At 73.1% G+C, this 20,235-nt stretch carries 19 protein-coding genes; 8 read left to right on the top strand and 11 right to left on the bottom strand.

The window, feature by feature from the left end; translation table 11 throughout:
- Positions 1-9: 9 nt before the first annotated feature.
- The 3 genes from ABZ312_RS22405 to ABZ312_RS22415 form a co-directional block, all read right to left on the bottom strand.
- Entirely contained in the window at positions 10-249 is a 240-nt protein-coding gene (locus ABZ312_RS22405) for a hypothetical protein (protein WP_500327082.1), read from the bottom strand.
- A gap of 280 nt (positions 250-529) precedes the next feature.
- Positions 530-847, bottom strand: coding sequence for a hypothetical protein (locus ABZ312_RS22410; RefSeq protein WP_500360488.1), 318 nt, complete (start codon positions 845-847; stop codon positions 530-532).
- Positions 848-912: 65 nt separating this feature from the next.
- Positions 913-1,725: a class I SAM-dependent methyltransferase gene (locus ABZ312_RS22415; protein ID WP_500438630.1), complete on the bottom strand. Its 813-nt coding sequence runs from the start codon at positions 1,723-1,725 to the stop codon at positions 913-915.
- A 164-nt stretch (positions 1,726-1,889) separates the two neighbouring features.
- On the opposite strand from ABZ312_RS22415, the gene ABZ312_RS22420 reads away from it, so the two are divergent.
- Complete coding sequence (locus tag ABZ312_RS22420; RefSeq protein ID WP_500438605.1) at positions 1,890-2,435, top strand: MOSC domain-containing protein; 546 nt, start codon at positions 1,890-1,892, stop codon at positions 2,433-2,435.
- Here ABZ312_RS22420 and ABZ312_RS22425 read toward each other — a convergent pair.
- A complete protein-coding gene (locus ABZ312_RS22425) occupies positions 2,432-3,043 on the bottom strand; it encodes a TetR/AcrR family transcriptional regulator (RefSeq protein WP_500327086.1) in 612 nt (203 codons plus the stop codon). The genes ABZ312_RS22420 and ABZ312_RS22425 overlap by 4 nt on opposite strands.
- Before the next feature lie 98 nt (positions 3,044-3,141).
- The gene (locus tag ABZ312_RS22430) at positions 3,142-6,225 is read right to left on the bottom strand and encodes a helix-turn-helix transcriptional regulator (protein WP_500438607.1); all 3,084 of its coding nucleotides are present in this window, start codon (positions 6,223-6,225) and stop codon (positions 3,142-3,144) included.
- Between the two features lie 431 nt (positions 6,226-6,656).
- Between ABZ312_RS22430 and ABZ312_RS22435 the strand changes: the two genes are divergently transcribed.
- Positions 6,657-7,346: a hemerythrin domain-containing protein gene (locus tag ABZ312_RS22435; RefSeq protein ID WP_500327090.1), complete on the top strand. Its 690-nt coding sequence runs from the start codon at positions 6,657-6,659 to the stop codon at positions 7,344-7,346.
- 74 nt (positions 7,347-7,420) lie between these two features.
- Here ABZ312_RS22435 and ABZ312_RS22440 read toward each other — a convergent pair whose 3' ends face one another.
- Positions 7,421-8,620 carry an MFS transporter gene (locus ABZ312_RS22440; RefSeq protein WP_500438609.1) on the bottom strand — a complete coding sequence of 400 codons (1,200 nt, stop codon included), beginning with the start codon at positions 8,618-8,620 and terminating at the stop codon, positions 7,421-7,423.
- A gap of 247 nt (positions 8,621-8,867) precedes the next feature.
- On the opposite strand from ABZ312_RS22440, the gene ABZ312_RS22445 reads away from it, so the two are divergent.
- Positions 8,868-9,812 (top strand): helix-turn-helix domain-containing protein, encoded by a 945-nt coding sequence (locus tag ABZ312_RS22445; RefSeq protein ID WP_500327094.1) that lies wholly within the window; start codon positions 8,868-8,870, stop codon positions 9,810-9,812.
- Between the two features lie 21 nt (positions 9,813-9,833).
- On the opposite strand, the gene ABZ312_RS22450 is transcribed toward ABZ312_RS22445, so the two are convergent.
- On the bottom strand, positions 9,834-10,505 hold the full coding sequence (locus ABZ312_RS22450) for a ribonuclease FAU-1 family protein (RefSeq protein ID WP_500438611.1): 672 nt from the start codon (positions 10,503-10,505) through the stop codon (positions 9,834-9,836).
- 193 nt (positions 10,506-10,698) lie between these two features.
- On the opposite strand from ABZ312_RS22450, the gene ABZ312_RS22455 reads away from it, so the two are divergent.
- Positions 10,699-11,640, top strand: a complete 942-nt coding sequence (locus ABZ312_RS22455) for an SDR family oxidoreductase (protein WP_500438613.1) — start codon at positions 10,699-10,701, stop codon at positions 11,638-11,640.
- An 18-nt stretch (positions 11,641-11,658) separates the two neighbouring features.
- Here ABZ312_RS22455 and ABZ312_RS22460 read toward each other — a convergent pair whose 3' ends face one another.
- Positions 11,659-12,393 carry a hypothetical protein gene (locus tag ABZ312_RS22460; RefSeq protein WP_500327099.1) on the bottom strand — a complete coding sequence of 245 codons (735 nt, stop codon included), beginning with the start codon at positions 12,391-12,393 and terminating at the stop codon, positions 11,659-11,661.
- Between the two features lie 277 nt (positions 12,394-12,670).
- Complete coding sequence (locus tag ABZ312_RS22465) at positions 12,671-13,777, bottom strand: cation diffusion facilitator family transporter (RefSeq protein WP_500438615.1); 1,107 nt, start codon at positions 13,775-13,777, stop codon at positions 12,671-12,673.
- A gap of 61 nt (positions 13,778-13,838) precedes the next feature.
- Between ABZ312_RS22465 and ABZ312_RS22470 the strand changes: the two genes are divergently transcribed.
- The 4 genes from ABZ312_RS22470 (at position 13,839) to ABZ312_RS22485 (ending at position 16,494) form a co-directional block, all read left to right on the top strand.
- Positions 13,839-14,198 carry an ArsR/SmtB family transcription factor gene (locus ABZ312_RS22470; protein WP_500327102.1) on the top strand — a complete coding sequence of 120 codons (360 nt, stop codon included), beginning with the start codon at positions 13,839-13,841 and terminating at the stop codon, positions 14,196-14,198.
- A gap of 38 nt (positions 14,199-14,236) precedes the next feature.
- On the top strand, positions 14,237-14,611 hold the full coding sequence (locus tag ABZ312_RS22475; protein WP_500359459.1) for a hypothetical protein: 375 nt from the start codon (positions 14,237-14,239) through the stop codon (positions 14,609-14,611).
- Positions 14,612-14,717: 106 nt separating this feature from the next.
- Positions 14,718-15,818 carry a PLP-dependent cysteine synthase family protein gene (locus tag ABZ312_RS22480; protein WP_500327105.1) on the top strand — a complete coding sequence of 367 codons (1,101 nt, stop codon included), beginning with the start codon at positions 14,718-14,720 and terminating at the stop codon, positions 15,816-15,818.
- A 202-nt stretch (positions 15,819-16,020) separates the two neighbouring features.
- On the top strand, positions 16,021-16,494 hold the full coding sequence (locus ABZ312_RS22485) for a DUF3558 family protein (RefSeq protein WP_500327107.1): 474 nt from the start codon (positions 16,021-16,023) through the stop codon (positions 16,492-16,494).
- A gap of 261 nt (positions 16,495-16,755) precedes the next feature.
- Here ABZ312_RS22485 and ABZ312_RS22490 read toward each other — a convergent pair whose 3' ends face one another.
- Positions 16,756-17,268 carry a cupin domain-containing protein gene (locus ABZ312_RS22490; protein WP_500327109.1) on the bottom strand — a complete coding sequence of 171 codons (513 nt, stop codon included), beginning with the start codon at positions 17,266-17,268 and terminating at the stop codon, positions 16,756-16,758.
- Positions 17,269-17,454: 186 nt separating this feature from the next.
- Complete coding sequence (locus tag ABZ312_RS22495) at positions 17,455-20,229, bottom strand: bifunctional YncE family protein/alkaline phosphatase family protein (RefSeq protein ID WP_500359461.1); 2,775 nt, start codon at positions 20,227-20,229, stop codon at positions 17,455-17,457.
- Positions 20,230-20,235 lie beyond the last annotated feature (6 nt).

Here is a 20,235-nt window from a genome sequence, read left to right on the forward strand (position 1 = left end):
CCAGGGGCGTCACCGGATCACGGCCGGCGCGTCCGTGGCCGCGGTGTCCTTGCGGGCGGGGCGGCGCTCCGTCGCCCAGTAGGCGAGGGAGATCAGCGGCAGAGCGGCACCGAGGACGCTCACCGCCGTCCGGCCGCCGGCGTGGTAGGCGAGCGACCCGAGCCGGGAGCCGAGTGCGCCACCCGCGAAGAAGGGCGCCATGAAGGCGCTGTTGAGCCGTGACCGGGCGCCCGCGTCGAGCTGAATCATGATGCCGGTCATCTCGAACAGAGATGGTGGCAAGTGCAGTCCGACCCGGTGGGCCACTGAACGGGTGCGAGGCCGTGTCGTCAAATTGCCGCCTGCCCCGCGACGCTCCCCCAGCCGGCGCTGGGAGGTGCCCCCAGGCACGGCACTCCCCCAGCCTTCGGCCCGGGGGAGTTGTCGAATCGTCCGAGTAGCCCACTACGAGGACGACTCTCCGCCTTGCGATGCACCGCACCTGGGGGCACGCCCAGCGGAGCTGGGGGAGCTCCTTTGACGACACGACCTAGTGCCACAACTGCCGGGAGCCGATTGATTCCGCTGCCTCGTGCGCGGTGAGGGCGAGCCGCCCTCCGTCGTGCACCTCGGTGACGCCGACCAGGAGCGTGCCGTTCGCGTCGAGGCGCAGGGTGAAGACCGGGTCGAGGGCCATCAGGAAGTCGAACCCCTCCTTCTCGTCCCCCGAGGGAGGGCCGGCGAGTGTCGCCCGGCAGGTCCAGGTGGAGCCGGCGACCTCGATCTCGACGTGCACCTCGAACGAGCCCAGGCACGTCGACCGGTTGGCCCACCACTCGAGCGTCGCCGCCCCCGCGTAGCTGTCCACGGTCCGAGTATCCAGCCTTGGTGCTTCGTGACGGTCCGTCGGTCGTCAGGGAACCGGAACGCGCTCTACCGGCGGACCGCCGAGATCAGTCCGCCGGGCCGTTCCTCGCCCTGCGGCGGGGTGCCGATCGGGCGGCCGTAGGCGGCAGCGCGCTCGCGCAGGGTGTGGCTGCCGGCCTCCCAGCCGTGCCCGGCCAGCCAGCCCACCGGGTCGTCGGGCATCTCCGAGACCCACATGGACGCCGCCGATCCCGGCACGGCGTCCGCGCCGAAGCGCTCGATCACGCCACGCGAGCCCAACGTCAGCCCCATCCGACTGCCTGGCGCCGACTGCGCGCTGATCCGGGCCAGCAGCAGCTCCACCGCGTCCTCGGGTAGATAGATCAGCAGTCCCTCGGCGATCCACACGGTCGGCAGGGCCGGGTCGTGCCCTGCGGCGGCCAGCGCACCCGGCCAGTCCTCACGCAGATCCACCGCGACGGTGATCCGCTCGCAGCGTGCGACGGCCCGCTCCTGGCGCAGCACCGAAGCCTTGAAGTCCAGTGGCGCGGCGGTGTCGACCTCGAACAGCCGGGTGCCCTCGGGCCAGTCCATCCGGAAGGCCCGGCTGTCCATGCCGGCGCCGAGCAGCACGACCTGCCGGACCCCGGACGCGGAGGCCTGCTGCAACAGGTCGTCGAGGAACTTCGTCCTGATGACGATGGAGAACGACACGGCCAGCCGGCGGCGTCGCGCGGTCTCGTCACCGGGCGGTGGCGAGGAGGGCCACAGGCCGCCGGCGGTGGAGAAGGCCTGTGCCAGTGGGTCCCGGAACAGCGCGTTCTCCCGTTCGGTCTCCAGCGCGCGCACCCTGGCCACCCCCACAGCCGTGGCCCACACTCCCGACGGCTGGACCCGCTCCTGCTCATCAGTCACCGCGCCAGCCTAATCACCGCGGTCCAGGGCCGGTGGCGGGGGCTGATCGCGTACGGGCAGCCCACCTCGTGACAGCTCGAGGCTAGGATCGGCCTGCCACGCGGACCGAGGACAGGTGGGGATGGGACATGGCCGGCCGGGTCACGGCGGTGAGCCGCCACGCGACGTACGCCTTCAGCAAGCCCAACCGTGACTCCGTCACGCTGCTCGCCGGGCTCGGCGTCGAAGGGGACGTCCACGCGGGCGAGACGATCCGCCACCAGTTCCGGATGACCTACGAGCCCGACCTGCCGAACCTGCGCCAGGTCCACCTGATGCACGAGGAACTCTTCGACGAGCTCGCGCTCAAGGGCTTCGACATCTCGGCCGGCCGGCTCGGCGAGAACATCACCACCCGCGGCGTGGACCTGCTGGGCCTGCCCACCGGCACCCTGCTGCACCTCGGCGACGAGGCCGTGGTGGAGGTGACGGGGCTGCGCAACCCCTGCTCGAAGATCAACGACTTCCGCAAGGGCCTGCTCGGCGAGATGTTCGCCCTGGACCCGGTGTCGGGGGAGTTCACCTTCAAGTCCGGCGTCATGGGCGTGGTCCTCCGCGGCGGAGTCGTCCGCCCCCAGGACCCCGTCGAGGCCGAACTCCCGCCCACCCCGCACCGGCCCCTGGAGCGCGTCTAGCGCCGTGGGAGTGCCGGGCCCGGCGGTGCGCCCTGCTCGGCGCAGCAGGCCACGCCCAGGCGGATCAGGCTCGTGCGCATCCTGTGGGCGCCCAGTTCGGGGAGGAGGGCGCCGACGTGGTCCGCGGACAGGGCGGCGAGGAGGGTGTGGGCGAGGGTGGGCGGGTCGGGCGTGGTGGCGAGCAGGGTCGTCAGGTGGTCGTGCCAGAAGCGGTAGGCGGCGGTGCGGTGGCGCGCGCCCGGGTGCGCCGTCTGGGAGGCGCGGAGGAGGTCCAGGTGCCCGGCCACGTGGTCGAAGTAGGCGGTGACGAACGCCGCGAGGCGGTCCTCGGCCGGGGCTCCGGGGCCGAGTGGGGGCGGGCCGTCGAGGACGGCTTCCCGCAGTTCGCGTTCGCGGGCGGCCAGGAGCGCGGAGGCCAGTCCGGACCGGTCGCCGAAGCGGCGGTACACGGTGCCCTTGCCGACGCCCGCCGCGACGGCGACCCGGTCCATGGAGACGCCGTCCGCGCCGTGTTCGGCGAAGAGACGGGCGGCTGCCTTGAGTATCGCGGCGCGGTTGCGCGCGGCGTCCACCCGCTCCCTGAGCGGCGGGTCGTGGTCGTGCCTCACGTACGGACTCCTGGCCGAAGCATGTTGTGACGTCGGGCCCGATGCTGGCAGGCCGGAGTCGCCCCGGGCATCGGGAGAATTCCCGAATGCGGGATCCGTCAGGGGGAGGACGGGAGCCCGTGGCGGTGCGCCATCGCCGCGGCCTCGGTGCGGCTGGAGGCGCCCAGCTTGGCCAGGATGCTGGAGACGTGCGTGCTCGTCGTCTTCTGCGAGATGTGGAGCTCTTCGGAGATCCGGCGGTTGCTGTACCCCCTCGCGACCAGCCCCAGCACCTCCGACTCGCGCGGGGTGAGCCCGAAGGGCGTCGCCGGTTCCGCCGCGGTGGCGGCGGTCGCGGGCGGGGCCTGTTCGTCCGCCGGGCGCGTGCCGGCCCGGCGCGTCACCGCTTCGACGTCCGCGAGGAGCAGGCCCGCCCCGAGGCCGGTGGCGATGCGCCGTGCCCGGCCGAGCCGGTCGAGTGCCGCGGCGCGGTGCCGGTGGGTGGTGAGCAGGGCGCGTCCCTCGCCGAGGAGTGCCGCCGCCGTCTCGTAGGGACGCTCGGCCGCCGTGAAGTCGGCCACGGCCTTCGACCACAGGGCCGGGTCGTCGGCTCCCTCGGCGCGTCCCAACTCCGCGTGGAGCAGCCGCTCGTACGCCGCCCAGACGGGGAAGACGACGTCGAGCCGGCCGGCGGCGCGGCGTACCGCGGCGAGGACCTCGGCCGAGGCCCCGCCGAGGGCGGCGGACCGACGGGCCTCGGCCTCGACCGCCGCCGCGGTGCGCAGCAGTGGCAGCGACCAGCGGACGGGTCCGGTCGTCAGGCCCGCGGCGTCGGCCCGCAGGAACTCGGCCCGGGCGTCCGCGAGACGGCCCTGGGCGGCCGCGATCTCCATCGTGCAGTGGCTGAGGGCGACGAGGAGCTCGGCCCGCAGCCGCTCGGTGCCGCGCAGTCGCTCGGCGAGCGCCAACTGCCGGGCGGCCCCGTCCGCGTCACCGCGGTGGAGCAGGTGGTACGCGCGGCGGGCCGCGAACGTCCAGCGCGGCAGGTGCGACCGGGCGACCGAGGCGGCCTCGTCGAGGGCCGCCTCGGACTCCGCCCAACGGCCCAGGGAGAAGAGGCTGATCGCCCTGTTGGAGTGCACCCATGCTTCGTGGTCGGCCAGCCCAAGCGAGCGGCACAGCGCGATGCCGTGGTCCGCGGCCGCGACGGCCTCCTCGGAACGGCCCATGCCCTCCAGGATCGACGGCAGGTTCTGGTTCGCCCGCCCGGCGATGCCGAGTTCGCCCAGTTCCTCCGCCCGCCGTCTGACCTCGTACAGCTCGGTGATGCCGGCGCCCTCGCGGTCGGTCCCGGCGTCCAGCAGGCACCTGGTCATGCGGGCGTGCAGTTCCAGTGCCTCGGCGCCCACGGAGGCCGCGTACCGCACGGCCTCGTCGGTGGCGGCCCGGTGGTCCGTACCGGGGCGGTGGACGGCGCTCCAGTTGGCGATGTGGACCAGGACGTCGGCGTGCACCGGCGACGGGGCCAGCCCGTCGACCAGTTTCCGCGCCGTCTCGAGGTCCTGCCATCCGTCGCCGCGGTTCAGCCCCTGGATCAGCCGGGACCGCTGGGTGCGGAACCACGCGGCGCGCAGCCGGTGCGGCTCGTCCTCCGGCGGAAGGCCCTCCAGGGCGGCGTCGGCCAGGCGCAGTGCCGTGTCGAGGCTGCCGCTGTGCAGCGCGGCGACGGTGGCGGTCGCGAGCAGCTCCAGGCGGAGGCGTCCGTTCCCGTCGAGCCGGGGCGCGGCGGGCCCGGTCCCGTCGAGCCCGGGCCCCGCGTGCCCGGCGCCACCGCGCGGGTACGTCTGCGGGCAGCGCGGGGCGGGCAGGGCCGCACGGGCCTCGTCCGGGACCCGGTCCCACAGCTGGAGCGCCCGTTCCAGGTGCCACAGCTGCTCGGCGTAGGCGTAGCAGTGACGCGCTTCCTCGGCCGCCGCGACGCTCATCCGCAGGGCCTTCACGGAGTCCTGCGCGGCGTGCCAGTGGCGGGCCAGACGGCAGGACAGTTCCACGGCGGGCACGAGCGTGGGGTCGGCCTCCAGCGCCTGCGCGTACCGGCGGTTGATCAGCGCGCGTTCGCCCGGCAGCAGGGTCTCGCTGACGGTCTCGCGCACCAGCGAGTGCCGGAACCGGTAGTCCGCGCCGCCCGGTTCGGGGACGAGGACGTGGGCGAGGACGGCCGCGCGCAGTCCCTCGATCAGCTCGTCCTCGGGCAGCCCCGCCACCTCCCGCAGCAGTGCGTACCCGGTCACCGTCCCGCCCTCGGCGGCCGTGCGCAGGATGCGCCGGCTGGTCTCCGGCAACGCCTCCAGCCTGGTCAGCAGCACGTCGTGGAGCTCCTGGAGGTCGTGGAGCCCCGGGCCCGGTCGCTCCCGGCCGGCGCCGGCGAGCTCCTCGACGAAGAAGGCGTTGCCGTCGGAGCGGGCGAAGACGTCGTCGAGGACCGCCGGGTCCGGTGGCGCCCCGAGGATGCCGGTGAGCTGTCCGCCGACCTCGCCCCGGGTGAACCGGGGGAGCGCCACACGGCGTACGGATCTGAGCCGGCCCAGCTCCGCGAGCAGCGGGCGCAGCGGGTGCCGGGGGTCGACGTCGTCGGACCGGTAGGTCCCCACGAGCAGCAGCCTGCCGCGGCGCCTGGTGCGGAACAGGTAACCCAGCAGGTTGCGGGTGGAGGCGTCGGCCCAGTGCAGGTCCTCGATGACGAGCACGACCAGGCGGTCCGAGGCGAGGCGCTCCAGGACGCGGATGGTGAGCTCGAACAGCCGCGTCACGTCGTCGTCCCGGTGGTCGACGGGCGTCACGCCGCCCGGGTCGGGCAGGATCCGGGCGAGGAGGTCCTCATGGCCCGCGCTCGCCGCGCGCACCTCGTCGGGCAGTCGCTGCCACAGCACGCGCAGGGCCTCGGAGAACGCGGCGAAGGGCAGGCCGTCGCCGCCGACCTCGACGCAGCCACCGACCGCCGCGACGGCCGCCCTCGGCTCCAGCGACCGCAGGAGCTCCCCGACCAGCCTCGTCTTGCCCACTCCGGCCTCGCCCCGGACGAGGACGGCCTGGGGGTCGCCGCCGTCCGCGGCCCCGGCGGCCCGCAGCAGCTCGGCCAGCTCGGCCTCGCGGCCCACGAAGACGGGGCTGACGCGGGTCTGTGCCGGGAGGGATGCGCTCATCCGAGGGGACCTGTGGGGACCTGTGGGTGGTGACCACCGGGTACCGGGGGCGGCGTGCCCCGTCGTGGTCATGCGGACAATTCTCGCCGAAGGGTAGCAACGTACGGGTCCTTCCCCGCCCGTGGGGCCGGGAGCGACCCCCGTGGCGAGCCCCCGACCGGCTCGACCACGGGGTGCTGCGTTCGCGGGCGGGGGTCCCCGCGAATCCGCGGCTCCGACGGACCGCCGGGGTGGAGCCCTTCCGATGCTGGCGCAGCCGGGCTCTCCCGGGCATCGGGAGAACTCCCGACCGCCCTCCGGCGTCTGCCGGGCGGCCGTGCGGCGCGGACTCCGCCGCGGGATCGGGAATTCTCCCGATGTGCGCAGGCCGCTGCCGCTGACAGCATCCGAAGCTCCCTTCCGCGATCACCCCACCAATCGAGGCTCCAGCAGTGGCAGCAGTACCGACAGTCAGCGAGACCATGGCCGATGTGCGCGACATGTTCATGGCGCACACGATGATGCGCCGGGAGTTCCGCCTGCTCCCGCAACTCGTCCGGGACGTGGAGGCCGGTGACACCCGGCGCGCCGGGATCGTGGCGGACCATGCCGACAAGGTGTGCCTGATCCTGCACCTGCACCACGAGGGCGAGGACAAGGTGGTGTGGCCGCGCCTCCTGGAGCGCGGCGGTGAGCGGACCGCGGCCATCGTGCCCACGATGGAGGCGCAGCACCACGGCATCGACACCGCCCTCAGCGGGGTGACCGCGCTCCTGGCGGGGTGGCGCTCCACCGCCCAGGACGGCGAGGCCCTCGCCGCGGCCCTCGAAGAACTGCTGAGCCGGCTCCTGGAGCACATGGCCCTGGAGGAGAAGGAGATCCTCCCGCTGGCCGAGGAGTTCATCACCGCGGCGGAGTGGGCGGAGCTCGGTGAGCACGGCATGGCCAACAGCCCGAAGAAGGATTTGCCGCTGGCCTTCGGCATGGTGATGTACGAGGGCGACCCCGAGGTGATCAAGGCGGTCCTCTCGCACGCCCCGCTGGCGCCCCGGCTGGTCATGCCGCTGCTGGCCCCGCGCCTGTACGCCTCGCACGCCAAGCGCGTGTACGGGACGCCGACCCCGCCCCGCGTCGGGGCCTGACCCGGTCACCGTCGGGCGGGGCGTACGCGGTACGCCCCGCCACGGCGTCGGCCGCCCGGCCCCGGCCCCCGGCTTCAGGCGCCCGCGGGGAAGGCGTGCCTCCTGCCCCCGGTCACGGCCGCGGCGGCGGCGACCAGGAGGGCCAGCGCCGCCCAGGTGATCGACGCGGTCCCCAGGTCCGCGACCAGGAGGCCACCGATGAGGCCGCCCAGGGCGATGGACGAGGAGAAGACCGTGATCGTGATCGACTGCGCGACGTCGGCGGCCGCCCCCGTCGCGTTGATCGCGGCGCCGATGAACAGGCTCGGGGAGCTGCCGAAGGCGAAGCCCCACGCCGCGACGGCGACGTAGACCAGCGCGGGCACGCCGGAGCACACCGCGAGCACGAGCACGGTGAGCGCGAACAGCGCGGTGCTGCCCACGACGAGCCTGCGCAGGTGCCGGTCGATGTGGGTGCCGACGACGAGGACGCTCAGGATGGACGTGACGCCGAAGGCGAACAGCACCCATCCCGCCTGGCCGCCCATGCCCAGGTACCCGAGGAAGTCGGTGACGTAGGTGTAGAGGATGTTGTGGGCGACCATGTACGTGGCGAGGGCGAACAGGATGGTGCGCAGCCCCGGCAGGCGCAGGACTTGCGGGACCGTGAAGCGTTCGTCGGCCGACCGGCCGGGCAGGTTCGGCAGCGTCGCCAGGATCCACACCATGGTCAGCGCGGTCAGGGCGGCGGACGCGTGGAAGGCGAGCCGCCACCCGCCGAGGGCGCCCAGCCAGGTGCCCAGCGGGACGCCCAGCGCCAGCGACACGGGGGTTCCGGCAAGGGCGATGGCGATGGCGCGGCCCTGGCGTCCCTCGGGGGCGAGCCGGGCGGCGTAACCGCCGAGGAGGGGCCAGACGAGCCCGGTGCCGAGGCCGGCGGCGAAGCGGATCACGAGGGTCTGCCCGTAGTCGTCGGACAGCGCCGTGAGGGCGTTGGCGACGGCGACCGTGCCGAGCGCGAGCTGCAGCACGTTCTTGCGGGGCCACCTCGCCATCGCCCGGGTCAGCGGGATCGCCCCGATCGCGGTGGCGAGGGCGTAGATGGTCACGGTCTGGCCGGTGAGCGAGACGCTCGTGTGGAGCGTGCCGCTGATCTGCGGCAGCAGGCCGGCGGGCAGGCACTCGGTGAGGATGCCGACGAACCCGCTGAGGAAGAGGCCGAAGAGGGCCTTCCCGGGGAGGCGGTCCCGTCCGCGCGCTGGGGTGGACGGACCTGTGGTGGTCGTTTCCGTCATTCTTCGTGGTCCATGGGCTGTGTGTGACCCGACGCCGCACGGGCGGACGGGTCGAGCGGCACGCGATCCGAAGCGGGAACGGAGGGCGTGTCCCCGGGATGGCGTGACCCCGGGTGGTCGTCTCCAGGGCTCGTTCAGGCTGCTCCGGCCGTACGGCGTCACCCAGAGCCCCGCTCTGCCCACGTCCCGGGTGAGTACCACCGGCAGGGACAGGTTCCGCCCGGCATCCGGCGTGATACTGGAGCGCATGGCCACCCACCCCGACCTCCGCACCGGCCCGGGAGACGGGCCGGACCCCGGTCCGGGACCCGGCGCCGGGCGGCACCTCGACGCGCGCTCGGAGCTCAACGAGTTCCTGCGCACCCGCAGGGCCCGGCTGAAGCCGGCCGACATCGGGCTCGCCGAGTACGGCCGGCGCCGGGTGCCGGGCCTGCGGCGCGAGGAGCTGGCACAGCTCGCCGGGGTGTCCGTGGCGTACTACACGCGCCTGGAGCAGGGCAACGGCCGCAACGTGTCCGTGGAGGTGCTGGGCGCGATCTCGCGGGCGCTCAGGCTCTCCGAGGCGGAGCACGCCCACCTGCTGCACCTGGCGAAGCCGAAGCGGCGCAAGCCGCGGCCCGCGCCCGAGCGCCGGCAGGTACGGCCGGAGCTCCGGGAACTGCTGTCGGCCCTGGAGGGCGTCCCCGCGTACGTGTGGGGCCGCCGCACCGACGTGCTGGCGTGGAACCGCTCGGCGTCCGCTCTCTTCGGCGACTGGGCGGAGCGCGCCCCCGAGGACCGGAACTGGGCCAGGATCACCTTCCTCGACCCGGCGGCCCGGCGGCTCTTCGCCGACTGGGAGTCCAAGGCCGCCGACGTGGTGGGCCAGCTGAGGATGGACGCCGGCCGGCACGTCGACGATCCGGCACTCGCGGCGCTGGTCGGGGAGCTCTCCATGAGGAGTGCGGACTTCCGCTCGCTGTGGGCCGCCCACGACGTCAAGCGGAAGTCGCACGGCGGGATGCGGCTGCTGCACCCGCTGGCGGGCGCGCTCACCCTCCGCTACGAGACCCTCGCGCTCCCCGGCGACGAGGAGCAGTCACTGTCGACCTACCACGCCGAGCCGGGTTCGGCGTCGGAGGAGGCGCTGCGTCTGCTGGCGAGCTGGGGCGCGGACGCCTCCCGGGACTGGTCGGCGGCCGTGCGGGGTTGATCCCGTCCCCGCGAGCGCTCCTTACAAGTGACCTTCCCGGCCTGCGCGTTGGGGTACGGCGAGCGGCAGGCGCGGTGTGGGCCAGGCCGGTTCCCATCGCCATGCCGCCCACGCGGCGGCCTCGCCGAACGGTCCGGAACGCTCCTCGAGCATCGCCAGCGCCTGTTCGCGGGCCGCGTCGACGGCCCGGTGCTCGGTGTCGGTGACGACGCCGAGCCTGCGGACGTGGGCGTACTCGTCCTCGTCCTTCCACTCCCAGCTGCTCAGGTCGGGGGCGACGAGCAGGTCCACGATGAGGTCGAAGGTGTCGAACCCGTCGGCGGTCCGGATCGTGGGGCGCTCGAAGTTCACGTACCAGTTCCGCAGCCCGGCCCCGGTGTAGAAGGCGTTGACGCTGAACCAGGCGGTGGGCGGCTTCCACATCCGCAGCTCGGTCTCCTGCCACCGCCCGGGCGTGAGCTCCCACCGTCCCGTGGCGAGGGCGTCGATCCCGTCGGTGCGCACCGTGCGGTCGCCGGTGGCGCGGGCCTGCGCGTAGGCGACGGGCCAGCGGGTCTGCGCGCCGGGAGCACAGGCGGTCACCAGGGCGGTGCCGGTGTCGGCGAGGACACGGAGCGCGTGCTCGCTCCACACACGGCCGCTGCGGTGCACATCGCGGCGCACGGCCGTACGGCCGGCCCGGTGGGTGTTCATCGCCTTCTCCTTCGACTCGTCCGCCGTGGGACAGCGTGCGTCCGGCGCCGTGTGCGTACGTCGCACGTGTCCAGGCCTCCGTTCGAGTGGCCGCCCCGCGGCCGTCCGACGCGGCACGCGACCCCGGGCCCGAACCTCGGCTTCACTCGGTGGTGCCCCCGCTTCCGGACCAGGATTGAACGGTGTGCCCCTGATGACGACCGGTTCCAGCGTACGCAACCGCAGGGCGACGGCCCCGCTGGAGGGGCGCGTGGCCGTCGTCACCGGCGCGGCCCGGGGAGTCGGGGAGGCGCTCGCCCTGCACCTGTCGTCAGCCGGCATGCGGGTCGCGCTGCTGGGCCGTGAGGAGGCGACCCTGCGTCAGGCGGCGGCCGCCCTGCCCCGCCCGAACATCTTCGTCGAGGCGGACGTCACCGACCGCCCGGCACTCGAAGACGCGGCCCGGCGGGTGGACGAGGAACTCGGCCCCGCCAGCGTGGTGGTGGCCAACGCGGGCATCGCCGCCGGCGGGCCCTTCGCCCACACCGAAGCCGAACTCTGGCAGCGCGTCATCGACGTCAACCTGGTGGGGGCCGCGAACACGGCCAGGGCCTTCCTGCCCCAGCTCACGCGGACCCGCGGCTACTTCCTGCAGATCGCCTCGACCGCCGCCTTCTCCGCCGCCCCGCTGATGAGCGCCTACTGCGCCTCCAAGGCCGGCGCCGAGTCCTTCGCCCAGGCCCTGCGCGGCGAGGTCGAGCCCGACGGCGTCACCGTCGGCATCGCCTACCTCCACTGGACCGGCACCGACATGATCGTCGATCTGGACGACCACCCCGTACTGCGCGCCCTGCGGAAGAACCAGCCGTCGTTCGCACGGCGCGTCCACTCGCCCGTCCAGGTCGCCGACTGGCTCGCCACGGGCATCGCACGTCGCGCACACCATGTGTACGCGCCACCGTGGCTGCGCTTCTGCCAGCCGCTGCGGCCGCTGTTCCCCCCGGTGGTCTCGTGGATGGCCCGGCGCGAGCTGCGGTCCCGTTCAGGTGCGGAACTGGGGTCCGCCACCGCCGTCATGGGGGCCGGTGGCCGCGCCGACTGGGACGCCTTCACGTCGCCCGTCGAGCCGCAGCGGCCGGAGCGCCCGCCGCGGTGAGGGCGCCGTTCCACCCGCCTACGGTGGAGGGCGTCGCCCCGTGAGCCCCTGCCACCGGTCCCGGGCGGCTTCCAGGCCCGCGAGTGCTCCGGCGAGTGCCGGGTCGCGGATCTGGCGGGCGGTCAGCATGCCCAGCCACCTGCGGGCGTCCTGAGCGGGACCGGTATCGGCGTGCGCCGCCTTGAGGGCGTCCTCCGCTTTCTTGACGGCCGTGGCGAGCTCCGTGCGGAACCTGTTCTCCTTGGCGACGGCGTTCTCGACGCGGACGCTGAAGCGGCGCACGCCGTCCTCGCCGTGCTCCCCGGGCGGGTAGGACTCCAGGTGCACCCCGTCCGGCCGCCTGAGGTAGAGGTGATGGCCCGTCGGGCTGTGCTCGAACCGCACCTGCAGGCCGTCCAGCTGCAGCACCTTCGTCTCCCGCCCGGATATGACCATCACGTGCGCGTGCAGGGACACTTTCCCGAGTGCCGCGACGAAGGCGCCCTTCCCGGGCCGGCGCAGCCGCGCGAGGTGCCGTTCGGCGTCGCCGACGCGACGCCGGTGGGCACGATCGGCCCGTGCCACCTGCGCCCGCGCCCTTGCCAGTTCGCGCCGCGCCCGGCGCCGCAGCTTGCGGACGGCCCGCCGGGCGCGGTCCAGGGCGTCCCTGTCGGCTTCATGACGGCCGGAGAGCGCGAATCTCCAGCCGCCGGGGTATCGGCGGAGCCGCCGCCCCGCTCCAGCGAGCACGAGGATCACGACGGTCAAGGTCATCCCCACTATGCCCACGCGCCCACCTCACCCAGTGACAGCCGCCGCCGCACTCATGCGCACGGGGTGGAGGAACCAGTCGAAGGTGTCGAATCTGATGCATATCGGAAGATATGCCCAGCAATGTCACGGCGAATGCGCGCGCGACGGCGGCATTTCCGGACGTGTCCGGCACCTCGGGTCCTGCGGGCTGACGCCGCATCGGGTCGGCCCGCGGGTGCCGTCAGGGAGGAAGCGCGATCGGGTCCTCCGGGCGCGCCCGCGGGCCGGGTCGTGCCTCTCAGGCGGCGTGATGGGCCAGTTCGGCGTGCGGGTCGGCCGCACCGGGGACGGGTGCGGGGTCCGCGTGGACCAAGGCGGCGGTCAGGCGGGGGACCGCGTGCAGCAGCGCGTGCTCGGCCGCGACAGCCGTGTGGTGGGCCTGACGCACGGTGAGGTTCCCGTCGACGACCACGGCGACCTCGGCGCGCAGCCGGTGCCCGATCCAGCGCAGGCGCAGCTCGCCCACCTCCCGGACCCCGGGCACCTCGCGCAGGGCGCGCTCGGCGTCGTCCACCAGCGCCGGGTCGACGGCGTCCATGACGCGGCGGAAGACCTCGCGCGCGGCGTCGCGGAGCACCAGCAGGATGGCCGCCGTGATGGCCAGGCCCACGATGGGGTCCGCCAGGCGCCAGCCCAGCGCGGCGCCCGCGGCGCCGAGCAGCACGGCCAGCGAGGTGAAGCCGTCGGTGCGGGCGTGGAGGCCGTCGGCGACGAGCGCGGCGGAGCCGATCTTGCGTCCGACGCGGATGCGGTAGCGGGCCACCCATTCGTTGCCGATGAAGCCGAGCACCGCCGCGACGGCCACGGCGGGCAGGTAGGCGACGTCCCGCGGGTGCAGGAGGCGGTCGACGGCGGTCCAGGCGGCGAAGCCCGCGGACGCGGTGATGGTGAGGACGATGACGATCCCGGCGAGGTCCTCGGCCCGGCCGTAGCCGTAGGTGAAGCGCCGCGTGGCGGCCCGCCGCCCGAGGACGAACGCGACGCCGAGCGGGAGGGCGGTGAGGGCGTCGGCCGCGTTGTGGACGGTGTCGCCCAGGAGGGCTACCGAACCGGACAGGACGACGACCACGGCCTGGGCGTTCGCGGTGACGCCGAGGACCGCGAGCGAGATCCACAGGGCCCGCATGCCTTCGGCGGAGGACTCCAGGGCCCTGTCCACCTTGTCGGCGGACTCGTGCGAGTGCGGGCGCAGGAGGTGTCCCAGCCGGTGGCGCAGGCGTGCCCGGCTCCGGGGGCCGTGGCCTGCCGAGCGGTCGTGGCCGTGGCCGTGCGGGTACCCGTGGTCGTGCCCGTGTTCCTGCCCGTGGCCGTGGTCGTGCTGAGGGTGCGTGTGCCGGCCGTTCATGGGACCGCCTCCGGGGAGTCGTGGGTGGACACGGGCTGAGCCTTCCCCCCATTATGTGCATATGAACGCACGCATGCACCTGTCACCTGCGCATGGTGCGCACCCGCGGGAACCGGGCACCGAGCACTACGTCCGCGGGGCCGAGCTCCTGAGCCTCCTCGCGGACCGCACCCGCCTCGCCCTGCTGCACACGCTGACCGGGGGCGAGGCGGACGTCTCCACGCTGACCGAGCGGGTCGGCGCCGCACGTCCCGCCGTCAGCCAGCACCTGGCCAAACTCCGGATCGCGGGCCTGGTCTCCTCCCGCAAGGAGGGCCGCAGGGTGATCTACGCACTCTCCGACGGCCATCTGCGCAGGCTCGTCGACGAGGTGCTCAACCTCGCGGATCACCATCTGAGCGGCAAACCGCCGCACGCCTGAGCGCGTTCCGGGATGTTCCATGGCGTAATGTGCGGCCTGTGCGAGGCCGCCACCGCGGAACGTGCCCGACGTTCCTCGTTGCGCTGCTGGCCGCATTCTGCTTCACCGTGGCCGGCTCGCCCGCGCACGCCCGCAGCTGCCCGCACCCGCACGTTCATCTGAAGAACGCGCAGGAGCGGCCGCACCCCGTCACTCCCCACCACCCCGGTGAGGACTGCTCCCCGGGCTCCGCCGAGCTCCCGGGGTCCCGCACCGGACCACGCGAGCACGGTACCGGCCCCGCGCAGACCGGCGCCGCCGAAGCGGCGCCCGGACAGGTGCCCGCCTCGCACAACACACCGGGGAGCGACCCGGCCCCCGACGCCCGCATAGCGACTGCGGCGCCGTCCGTCCTCTGCCTCTGGCGCATCTAGAAGACGCCCCCCGGACCGGCTGACGGTCCCTCACCCCTGCCCGTGTGCGCACCGGCGGTGGGTGAGCCGTGCACGGCACTCTTCCCGATTCCAGAAAGCGGACACCATGAACGAGCCCACCACCGGCCACGACCTCGCCTCCGCGGTCGGCGACACGCCCCTGCTGTGGATCTCCCACCCCCTCACCTCTCCCGGACGCGGCTTCTGGGCCAAGCTGGAAGGCGCCAACCCAGGCGCCATCGAGGACCGCTCCGCCCTCCACATGGTCGGCTGCGCACGCGAGCGCGGCGACCTCCTTCCCGGCGCGACTGTCGTGGCGTCCACCAGCGGCGCCTTCGGCCTGGGACTGGTGCTCGCCGGACGGGTCTTCGGCCACCCGGTCACGCTCGTGACCGATCCGGACCTGGAGCCGGACATGAAGCGCCTGCTGCGCTCACGCGGTGCCCGTCTCGACATCGTCCGCGACGCCCACCCCTACGAGGGCTGGCAGGAGGCCTGCCGCCGGCGCGTGACCGAACTCCTGGCGGCCGAACCGGGGGCCTGGTGCGCCGACCCGTACGACAACCCCGACAACGCCGACGCCTACACGCCCCTGGCGGCGGAACTGATCGAGCAACTGGGCCGGGTCGACGTCCTGGTCACCAGCGTCGGCACCGGCGGCCACTCGGCGGGCATCAGCCGCACGCTGCGCGCCGTCAACCCGGACCTGCACGTGATCGGGGTGGACACCGTCGGTTCGATCACCTTCGGCCGGCCCGTCAGGCCCCGTCTCGTCCGGGGCCTGGGCAGCAGCATCCACTCGCGCAACGTGGCGTACGAGCAGTTCACCGAGGTGCACTGGGTCGCCGCGGCCGAGGCCGTGCACACCTGCCGTGCCCTGGCCCGCTCCCACTACGCGTCGGGCGGCTGGAGCGTCGGTGCCGTCGCCCTCGTCGCCGGATGGGCGGCCCGCACCTACTCCGCCGAGGCACGCATCGTGGCCGTGTTCCCCGACGGGCCGCACCGCTACCTCTCCACGATCTACGACGACGACTACTGCCGGGACCGCGGGCTGCTCGGTACCGCCCCCGCCACGGAGCCCACGGAGGTCGCCTCGCCCACCGACGGTGAGGCGGCGGGCTGGACCCGCTGCCGCACGGTGACGAACCCCGTGGCGTCGCTCATCGCCCCGCCGGCGCACCCCGTGGAGGCGCCCGAGTCCGTGTGAGGCGGTGCCGCCGCAAGGGCGGCCGTGTTCGCCGTGCCGCCGGCACGGCGAACACGGCTGTCGCACGGCGATGACATTCGGTTGCCGCCCTGTGACAGGAGTCCGCAACTGGCCGGGCGTGAGGTGACGTCTTCCGGGGCCGGGACACGAGGTCGGAGTGCCCCTCCGGCCCGCCGCGCCACCATCGGAGGACCCAACAGTGATGCGTTCACCTCTGGCAATCGTCGGCCTGGTGCTCCTCGCCGCGACTGCGACCGCCTGCGGCTCGTCGGACACCGGCGCGAAGGCGGCCCCCGCGCAGTCCGGCCCTGCTTCCGCTGCCAAGGGGAAGGAAGCGGCCTCGGGCGGATCGCCGGAGGACGGCAAGGAGGTCGATGCCTGCACCCTGCTCAAGCCCGAGGAGGTCACCCCGCTCATCGGCGAGAACGACGGCGGGCACCCCGACGCCGGTGTGGGGGAGAGCGTCTGCACCTGGGAGAACCCCGACACCTACCACTCCGTCACCCTGAGCATCGGCTCCCCGAAGACGGCCGGCTCGGAGGACGTCGACAACTCGATGATGACCGCGTTCACCGTCGACGACCGCCTGTGCACGATCCAGGTCGTCACCCTAAAGCGGGACGCCGACAAGAAGTCCGAGGCCAAGCTCATCGACCTCGTCCGCGCGAGAGTGTGACGGGGCGGCGGCCGTGTGCCTGACGCGTCGGCATCAATGCCCCCGCGCCACGCCCCCGCGGGTCCTGGAGGCTGCTCCGAGGCCCGCGGGGCGCCCGGACGCGGCCGGGTTGCCGCTGGTGCGCCGGACACTGGCGTCGGACCCATGGACGCACCGATGCGGTTCACGCTGACCGAGCACTCGGCCACCTACTGGTCGGCCGCACGCGCCCGGTGACCGCCGCCGCAGAGGCGGGTGCCCTCACCCGACGCGGCTGAGGGCCTACGGGAGCATGATCGTCCTGGAGCGCCGGATGACCTGCTCGGCGCGGGCGCCCATGTCCTCGTCGACCGGCGGCGGTGCCTCGCCGGGGCGGGCGGGTGTGCTGTGGTCCAGCATCAGCTGTTCGAGGCCGGGCGGCGTGTAGATGAAGAGCAGGCGCGCCGCGTGGATGCGCTTGTTCTTGAAACCGTGCCGGATGCCCTTGGGCACGTGGATGAAGTCCCCTGCCATGGCGGTGAACTCGTGGTCGCCGTCCACGAACTCCAGCTCGCCGTCGAGGACGTAGAACGTCTCGTCCTCTTGCGTGTGCGCATGGGGCACCGGGCCGCCACCGGCCGGAACGGTGGCCTCGATGAAGCCGATGTTCCCGTTCGTCTGCGCGCCCGTGGCCTTGACCGTGTAGACGTCGTCCGCGGCCCACACGGTCGGCCCCTGGCCCGACGGCACGTAGAGCGCGCCGCGCCTGTTCCAGGTCGGGTCGTCGGGGTCGTTCTCGTCCAGCAGGAAACTCATCGTGCCTCCGTTGTCAGGCGACCGCCCGTCTTCCTCCGGAGCGTATCAAATCCTTGACGAGTCAATTATCTCGTGGCGCTCGGTCTGTCCTCGGAACGGCCGCCTGGAGCGCGGCAGGTCGACGCACAGGGGGTCTCTGGCCGGCGGCACCGCCTGCCAGAGACCCCCATCCGTGATCAGCGGGCGTCAGCCGTCGTTCTCCGCCGACGGGATGTAGGCGCCCGGGACGTCGTCCGGGGCGAAGATCTTGTCCTCGCCGGGGTACGGCGTCGTCCACTGGTGCGTCTCGTACCACGTGAGGTGGTTCATCTGCGCGGGGTTGGCGAAGTCCGGCCTGGCGTTGGGGCCGGTCAGCCGCTGCTTGGACTGCCAGTCCTCCCACTTCGCGGCGAGGGCCTTCTTGCCCGCAGGCACCTTCGTCGTCGGGACGGCCGCGGCGCTCGGGTCCTGCGGCGCCGGGGTGTCCAGGCCGCAGGCGGGCGGGGTCTTGAGGCCGTCGGTGAGCGGGGTGCGGTTGGGCAGCGCGGTGAAGGGCGTGTAGTCGGCCTTCTTGGTGAACGCCCCGAACATCGGGGTGGCCGCACTGTCCTTCTGGTTCATCGGGTGGATCCCGAGGATCTGCTCGATGGTGCGGATCATCGTGATCTGCGAGTAGTAGCGGCTGTCGACGGTGTCGTGCCGGGCCCAGGGGCTGATGATCTGGATCGGGGCGCGGTGGCCGTCGACGTGGTCGAGGCCGGCCTGGGAGTCGTCCTCGACCACGAAGATCGCGGAGTCCTTCCAGTACGTGCTGTGCGAGATCTCGTCGACGATCCGGCCGACCGCGAGGTCGTTGTCGGCGACCTGGGCGGCGGGGCCCGCGGGCCCGCCGGTGTGGTCGCTGGAGAGCCAGAACATGTTCAGGTTCGCCGGACCGTTCTTCTCGAAGTCCTGCTTCCATATCTCCGCCCGGTAGACGTCCGGGACGCTGGTGTCGAACTTCGGGAAGCCGGGCACCGAAACGCTGTTCAGAGACGGGATCGGCGAGGACGAGACCAGGTTGTAGGCGGTGTCCTGCCCGGTGGCCTGCATGTTCTTGGTGTCGCAGTAAAGGTTCTGCCAGGTCGCGCCCGACGGCTTGGTCAGGAACTGGTGGAACTCGCCGAAGTCCCGCACGCTCTTGCCCTGCGCCTGCGCGCCGGTCCAGATGAAGCCGGTGCGCTGGTGGCCGAGGGCGTCGTCCTCGGTGTCGTAGCTGCGCGCGTACTCTCCGGCCGAGGACTCGGTGTACTCCGGGTTGTCCGCCTGCATCAGCCAGTTGTGGCCCTCGGCGGAGTTCGTGCCGATGTCGTACGTGTTGTCGTACAGCCCGAACTGCCGGGCCAGCGCGTGCTGGTTCGGCGTCACGTTCTCGCCGAACTCCGCGAGGGACGGGTCGCCGTTGCCCTGCGTGACGTCGCCGAAGACCTGGTCGTAGGTACGGTTCTCCTTGACGATCATGAAGACGTGCTTGATCGTCGACGGGTCGCCGAGCCGCTGCGGGACGGCCACCGGCTTCGTGCGGCCCTTGTCCTTGCCCTTGTCCTTCGCGAGCTTGACCGAGCCGTTGGTCCAGCCGTTCTGCTGGAAGACCTTGGCCGTCTGGGACTTGATGACCTTCTCGCTCGGCAGCCTGAACCGCTGCACGCTCGAGGTGGTGTCGTGGGTGCCGTGCCCGGCGCTGCCGGTGGGCCGGCGGGCGTCGATGCCGCGGGTGTTGGAGACCACGACCTGGTCGCCTACGGTGGCGATCTCCGCGGGGAAGTAGTCCGTCGGGAGCAGGCCGACGTAGCCGACCGGCTCCTGCGGGGAGTTGTACCGGTAGACGGCGACCGCGTTGGCGCGGCCCAGCGTCACCAGCAGGTGGCCGTCGTCGGTGAGCGTGACGGCGTTGGGCTCGTAGCCCACCGACGCCTCCGGCCACGGCTGGGTGGCGATGGTCTGTACGACCTTGTTCTTGCGGGTGTCGATGACCGACACGTCGTTGGTGGCGGTGTCCGTGACGAACAGCGCCCCCTTCTTGGCGTACAGGGCGGTCGGGTGCAGACCCACGTCGATGCTCGCGACGGCGGCCGCCGGGTCGGCCAGGTCGATGACGCTGACCGTGCCGGTGGTGGTGGCACCGGTCTTGGGGTCGGCCGGTACCTGCGTGCCGTACGAGTTGATGGTGGTCTCGCCGGGCTTCGCCGGGCGCCCGCCCTCGTTGCTGACGTACAGCTTGGAGCCGACCACGACCATGTCGCGCGGGGCGTTGCCCACGGCCCAGCTCTGCTTGACGGTCGCGGTAGCCGTGTCGATGGCGACCACGCGGTTCTGGCCGTTGACCGCGGCGTACACGGTGGAGCCGTCGGAGGAGAACACCGGCTCGCCCACCAGGGCGTGCTTGGAGCCGTCCGCCGGGACGGAGACGGACGTCGGGTTGGCGAGGCTGCCGTCGGGGTTCACGGTGAAGCGGGTGTAGCCGTCGGTCTGGCCCAGCCACAGCTGCGAACCGTCGGGGGAGTACGTGGGGCCCTCCTGGCCCACGCTGTTGCTGCCGATGCGCAGGTCCGCGGACGCGGAGTTGCCGACGAGCTGCTGGACCTTCCAGCTCTTCAGGTCCACGACGGCGAGCGCCACGCCCCCGTCGGTGACGGAGGCCGCGAGGTGGGTGCCGTCCGGGCTGACCGAGGACGACATGATCTTGCCGTTGTCGATGACGAGGTGCTCACCGTACGGGGCGATGTACTGGTCGCTCGAGACGACCTGCCCCCGGCCGGTGACCTGGCCGACCTGGTCGTGGCCGAACTGGGTGGTCTGGGCGAACCCGATCCCGGTACCGGTGGCGAGGACGACAGCGGTCGCGGCGGCCAGCGTGAGGCTTCTGCGGCTGCCGAACCATCGGCCGGGGAGGGCATGGGTATCCCTCTCGGCGCCCGCGCGGCGGCGACGTGTGACCTGCATGGTGAG

It is taken from the genome of Streptomyces sp. NPDC006207, assembly GCF_040613835.1.
GTDB lineage: Bacteria > Actinomycetota > Actinomycetes > Streptomycetales > Streptomycetaceae > Actinacidiphila.